Raw genomic sequence first — 1,436 nt, 5'->3', positions numbered from 1 at the left:
TCTTACACATTCAATCGTTCTTGTATTGAGTCCATCAAAACCCCTTGGGTGTTGTATGGTTAAGCCTCACGGGCAATTAGTATCAGTTAGCTCAACGCCTCACAACGCTTACACACCTGACCTATCAACGTCGTAGTCTCCGACAACCCTTTAGGATACTTAAAGTATCAGGGAGAACTCATCTCAAGGCTCGCTTCCCGCTTAGATGCTTTCAGCGGTTATCGATTCCGAACTTAGCTACCGGGCAATGCGTCTGGCGACACAACCCGAACACCAGAGGTTCGTCCACTCCGGTCCTCTCGTACTAGGAGCAGCCCCTTTCAATTCTCCAACGCCCACGGCAGATAGGGACCGAACTGTCTCACGACGTTCTAAACCCAGCTCGCGTACCACTTTAAATGGCGAACAGCCATACCCTTGGGACCGACTTCAGCCCCAGGATGTGATGAGCCGACATCGAGGTGCCAAACACCGCCGTCGATATGAACTCTTGGGCGGTATCAGCCTGTTATCCCCGGAGTACCTTTTATCCGTTGAGCGATGGCCCTTCCATACAGAACCACCGGATCACTATGACCTACTTTCGTACCTGCTCGAATTGTCATTCTCGCAGTCAAGCGGGCTTATGCCATTGCACTAACCACACGATGTCCAACCGTGTTTAGCCCACCTTCGTGCTCCTCCGTTACTCTTTGGGAGGAGACCGCCCCAGTCAAACTACCCACCAGGCACTGTCCGCAACCCCGATAAGGGGTCGACGTTAGAACATCAACACTACAAGGGTGGTATTTCAAGGACGGCTCCACAAATACTGGCGTACTTGCTTCAAAGCCTCCCACCTATCCTACACATGTAGGGTCAATGTTCAGTGCCAAGCTGTAGTAAAGGTTCACGGGGTCTTTCCGTCTAGCCGCGGGTACACTGCATCTTCACAGCGATTTCAATTTCACTGAGTCTCGGGTGGAGACAGCGTGGCCATCATTACGCCATTCGTGCAGGTCGGAACTTACCCGACAAGGAATTTCGCTACCTTAGGACCGTTATAGTTACGGCCGCCGTTTACCGGGGCTTCGATCAAGAGCTTCGACCGAAGTCTAACCCCATCAATTAACCTTCCGGCACCGGGCAGGCGTCACACCGTATACGTCATCTTACGATTTTGCACAGTGCTGTGTTTTTAATAAACAGTTGCAGCCACCTGGTATCTGCGACTCTCAATAGCTCCATCCGCGAGGGACTTCACCGTCGAGAGCGTACCTTCTCCCGAAGTTACGGTACCATTTTGCCTAGTTCCTTCACCCGAGTTCTCTCAAGCGCCTTGGTATTCTCTACCCGACCACCTGTGTCGGTTTGGGGTACGATTCCTTACAATCTGAAGCTTAGAGGCTTTTCCTGGAAGCATGGCATCAATGACTTCACTACCGTAGTAGCTCGAC

1 rRNA gene is annotated in these 1,436 nt (G+C 51.8%); it reads right to left on the bottom strand.

What is annotated here, in order from left to right:
• Positions 1-55 precede the first annotated feature (55 nt).
• Positions 56-1,436: ribosomal RNA gene (locus tag ACVA54_RS19600) — 23S ribosomal RNA — on the bottom strand; the annotation flags it as partial.

Source organism: Vibrio sp. PNB23_22_6, assembly GCF_052877535.1.
Note: the sequence above shows the minus strand (reverse complement) of the source record. Positions and strands in the feature narration are given on the sequence as shown.